4 protein-coding genes are annotated in these 4,623 nt (G+C 65.0%); all 4 read left to right on the forward strand.

Annotation, left to right across the window (positions count from 1 at the left end; translation table 11 throughout):
• Position 1 precedes the first annotated feature (1 nt).
• The 4 genes from HMPREF2978_RS08865 to HMPREF2978_RS08880 are packed head-to-tail and all read left to right on the forward strand — an operon-like array spanning position 2 to position 4,327.
• On the forward strand, positions 2-1,615 hold the full coding sequence (locus HMPREF2978_RS08865) for a dipeptide ABC transporter ATP-binding protein (RefSeq protein WP_246818756.1): 1,614 nt from the start codon (positions 2-4) through the stop codon (positions 1,613-1,615).
• A gap of 29 nt (positions 1,616-1,644) precedes the next feature.
• Positions 1,645-2,832, forward strand: coding sequence for an alkylhydroperoxidase domain protein (locus tag HMPREF2978_RS08870; RefSeq protein ID WP_070745093.1), 1,188 nt, complete (start codon positions 1,645-1,647; stop codon positions 2,830-2,832).
• Between the two features lie 17 nt (positions 2,833-2,849).
• A complete protein-coding gene (locus HMPREF2978_RS08875; RefSeq protein ID WP_070745096.1) occupies positions 2,850-3,524 on the forward strand; it encodes an SDR family oxidoreductase in 675 nt (224 codons plus the stop codon).
• Positions 3,525-3,580: 56 nt separating this feature from the next.
• Positions 3,581-4,327: a GntR family transcriptional regulator gene (locus tag HMPREF2978_RS08880; RefSeq protein WP_070745098.1), complete on the forward strand. Its 747-nt coding sequence runs from the start codon at positions 3,581-3,583 to the stop codon at positions 4,325-4,327.
• Positions 4,328-4,623: the final 296 nt, after the last annotated feature.

Genomic DNA, 4,623 nt, shown 5'->3' on the forward strand with positions numbered 1-4,623 from the left:
CATCGTGGGCGAGTCCGGCTCCGGCAAGACCACCTCCGCTATGGCAGCCATCGGTTTGCTGCCCTCGAATGCCACTATCGATGCCGGAACCATCACCTTCGATGGCCGCGATATCACCTCGCTGCGCCGCCGCGAGTGGCGTGAGCTGCGGGGGCGGCGCATCGGGCTTATCCCGCAGGACCCCAATAACTCCCTCAACCCGGTGCAGACCATCGGCGCCTCGGTGGAGGAGGGGCTGCGCATCCACAAGGTCGGCACCGCGGCCGAGCGCAAGGCTAAGGCACTGGAACTCCTGGAGCGCGTCGGCATTGATGACCCTGAGCGCCGCTATCACCAGTACCCGCACGAGCTGTCCGGCGGCATGAAGCAGCGCGTGCTCATTGCTGCCGCCGTGGCGCTGGAGCCCGACCTCATCATCGCCGATGAGCCCACCTCCGCGCTCGACGTCACCGTGCAGAAGATCATCCTCGATCTCCTCGACGATATGCGCGCGGAGCTCGGCATGGGCATCCTCTTCATTACCCACGACCTCGCCGTGGCCGGTGACCGCGCCGACCGCGTCGTGGTCATGGAGTCCGGCCAGCTGCGCGAGGAGGGCCTGGCCGCCACGGTGCTGACGAACCCGCGCCACGACTACACCAAACGCCTGCTTGCCGACGCCCCCTCTCTCACCGTCGCCGACGCCGGCACATCCGCTCCACGCAGTACCGCCAAGCCTGACGCCCGCACACTCACCGACGCCGGCGCCAGCACAGCAACCACCGGCGCCGCTGCGAAGGCTGGTGCAACCGCTGAACGCGCTTCTTCTGTTTCCCACGGCGCGGCGACTGGCGAACCCTTGGTGCGCGTTGAAGGCCTGACCCAGCGCTTCGGTGATTTCACTGCGGTCGATAACATCTCCTTCACCGTGGCCAAGGGCTCGACCCACGCCATCGTGGGCGAGTCCGGCTCCGGCAAGACCACGACGGGGCGCAGCATCGCCATGTTCAACACCCCGACTTCCGGCAGCATCACCGTGGGCGGACGCGACATCGTGGGCCTGCGCGGTAAGGCCTTGCGCGAAGAGCGAAACAACATCCAGCTGGTCTACCAGAATCCTTATGGCTCGCTGGACCCCAAGCAGACGATTGGCCAGACGGTGGCGGAGCCGCTGCGGAATTTGAAGGGCACGCGTGCAAGCGCGGCCAAGGAAAAGGCCAAGGAGTTCTTGGACCTGGTAGCTCTCAACCCGGATTATTATGACCGGCGCCCGCGCGAGCTCTCCGGCGGTCAGCGCCAGCGCGTGGCCATCGCGCGCGCCATGATTGTGGAACCCGAGTTGGTCATCCTCGACGAGGCCGTCTCCGCCCTCGACGTCACCGTGCAGGCCCAGATCCTGCGGCTGCTTTCCCGGCTCCAGGAGGAGCTTGGCCTGACCTACATTTTCATCTCGCACGACCTGGCGGTGGTCAACCAGATCTCCGATACTGTCTCGGTGCTCTCGAAGGGCCAGCAGGTGGAATGCGGCCCCACGGCCGAGGTCTTTAGCAACCCACAGTCACCGTTTACCCGGAAGCTCATCGAGGCCATCCCCGGCTCGCGTTACCGCGCCGGCGACCTCAACCTGGGCCTGTAGCCTGGGGCCGGAAAAGAAAGGATTAGATCATGGCAGACATCATTAACCTAGTAGCGGGGGTCGAAGGGGACGTCGCTCAGCTGCGCGAGCGTCGGCCCGAAGCCAAGGAGAACGCGCAGGCCTCCTTCGTCGCGCTCCTCGAGCCTTCAGCGCCCGGCACGTTCAGCTTTGCGGAGCGCTACGCCATCGCTACCTTTGTGGCGGGCGTGTACCAGGCGGCGCCTGCCGTCGACTTTTACTCCGACTTGCTGGCGGAGGAATCGGAGGAGCTCGCTGCAGAAGTTGCCCGCGCGGTGGAGCGCGGCATCACCACCGGCCCCTATATCGATGGCGGCTTCGTGCTTTTCGACGGCTCCCCGCGCCTTGCCGCCGCCCTCGACTTCGCCCACCTTCTGGTCTTCCACCCCAAGGACGCCTCCCCGGCCGCGATTGGTCACCTGCAGGCGGCCGGGTGGTCCAACGATGACATCGTGACGCTGGCACAGCTCATCAGCTTCCTGTCCTTCCAGCTGCGCGTGGCGCACGGCTTGTCTGTGCTGGCCGGTACCGCGCAGCCCGCGCCCGTGACTGAGGCGCCGCGTCCCACCCAGACCCCGGAGTGGGTGCCGGGGGAGGGGACGTTGGTGCCGGACGTCGTCAAGCCGCAGGGCTTCGTGGCGCACTCGCTGGGCTGGAAGCCCTGGGTGCCGCCGCAGCCGAAGGAGGAGTTCACAGACGCGCAGCGCGATGCGCTGATTAAGCCCGAGCGCATCGATATGGAGTACTTCCGCCTGCTCGCCCGCGACCCGGCAGCGCTCAAGGCTCGCACGCTCACGGACCTGGACATCTTCTACAACACCGACGGCGGCCTCGGCCGCGCCGAGCGTGAGCTGGCCGCCACGGTGGTATCGCGTCTGAATGGTTGCGAGTACTGCGCGTCGGTGCACCAGCAGCGCGCAAAGGAAGAGGGCGGTGACGCCGCGGCGATTGACCGTTTGCTCGAGGAAGGCGTTTCCGCTGACCTGGGCTCGGCGCAGTGGTCCGTCATCCGTGATGCCGCCCTGGCCCTGACCGAGTCTCCCTTTGCGTTTGGCGCCTCCCACGTGTCTGGTCTCCGCGAAGCCGGTTTCGATACGCTGGCAATCATCGACGTCATCAACTCCTCCGCGTTCTTCAACTGGGCAAACCGCCTGATGCTGACGCTGGGGGAGCCCGATGTGCCGAAGCGCTTCCGCTAAACGAAGGAGGAATAATCATGGTGAAGACTGCTGTTGTGACCGGGGCAACCGGTGGAATGGGCGTGGAGATCATCAAGGACCTTGCCCGAGACCACCGCGTGTATGCACTGGGTCGGCGAGCCGGGGAGCTGCCGGAGGCGGAGAACATCGTGCCGGTGGAAATCGACCTGCTGTCGCTGCTCGACGGCACCGCGCTTCCCACCGAGCTGGCTTCGCTGGAGCGCGTGGACGTGCTCGTGCATGCGGCGGCTAGGGCGGACAAGCACTCGGTAGAAAGCGCTAGCCCTGAGGATTGGCGCGCGCAGATGGACCTCAACGTGCACGTTCCGGCAGAGCTGACCCGCCAGCTGCTGCCTGCGCTGCGCGCAGCGGAAGGGCTTGCGGTGTTCATCAACTCCGGCGCCGGCATCCACTCCTACGGCGACAATGTCATTTATGCTGCTACGAAGCACGCTTTGTACGCGCTTGCCGACGGTCTCCGCCTCGGCGAGCTCGGCATCCGCGTTTCCACCGTCGCGCCGGGCCCGACGGATACCCCGATGTTGCAGGGACTGCAGGACTATAACCCGGAGCACGTCATTGCCCCTGTGGAGGTGGCGAAGGCTATTCGCGCCACCGTTGATGCTGGTCCGACGACGCAGCTCACTGAGATCCGCGTGCGCCCACGCATTGAGCTGAACCAGCGCAAGTAGGTGGCGAGTTTTCGCTCAAGATGCGAAAAACCCAGCACACGGTACAGTTATGAGACGTGTCCACCTATCAACGCCGCCGCCCCGCCTATTTGGTGATCGCGGATTCGCTGCGGAGCAAGATTGAATCCGGGGAACTAAAGCCGGGGGACCGTTTCCCCACGGAGCGGGAATTGGTACAGGAATACAAGGTGGCGCGCATGACAGTGCGCCACGCGCTGGACATCGTCCAGATTGAGGGACTTATCGACCGCAAGCGCGGGCGCACCGGCGGCACCTTCGTGCGTGCCACCCCGCCGACGCTGAGCCTGACGAGTGGGCGCAGTGCCCTTGACCAGTTGCGTGAGCATGGTCTCGACGTTGAGGTGCGGGTGCTGTCGCTAACGTTGATTGAGGCACCTGGGCACCTCGCTTCCGCCTTCGGGATTGAGGAAGGCGATTCCGTGTGGGAATGCCGTGCGGTGCAGTTGACCGAGGGCTCGCCCATCATGGCCTCCACCCTTTTTATCCCGCAAGCCTTGGCCCCGGACCTCGCGGAAGAGGACGTCCAAAAGCCACTGATTGCGCTGTTGACGGACCTTGGTCTGGCACCCGTATTTAAGCGTGATTCCCTCGTGGCTGCCACGGCTCGCACGGAGGAACAGAAGGCATTGGGCGTGGGGCGCAACCAGCCGGTTTTGCGCATTACACGAACTGTCAAGGCGGAGGGCGGCGTCGTAGCCGCCCAGTTGGAAGAGACCCTGCGCCCTGATGCGGTCACGGTGGAGGTCGTCATCGGCGAGGATCCCACGCCGCCCCTCGACTAACCCCCTCTGGCCTTCGCCCCAACGCGTTCAGCCGCCGCAAGGCTCGGCCCGCTCGAGCCGCATTAGTGCACGACAGCAAACCCGTCAACCATTTTCCGGTTGGTGGGCTTCGCTCTTTAAGGGCTTAACCCTCAGCGGCAAGCACGTGAATTGTGCTCAAGGATCGCCGATATGCCCGCGTGCCTTGATGTGGTCCGCGGGTGGCAGTGCTGTCACTGGTGGTTAGCTGTTGCCTTTCTGCTTGTGTTGTGTTTGGTGGCTGGGGTGTTAGCTGCTGTCGGGTGGTTCCTCTGGTG

Origin of the sequence: Corynebacterium sp. HMSC074C01, assembly GCF_001814605.1 — a bacterium.
In the GTDB taxonomy this organism is placed as follows: Bacteria; Actinomycetota; Actinomycetes; order Mycobacteriales; family Mycobacteriaceae; genus Corynebacterium.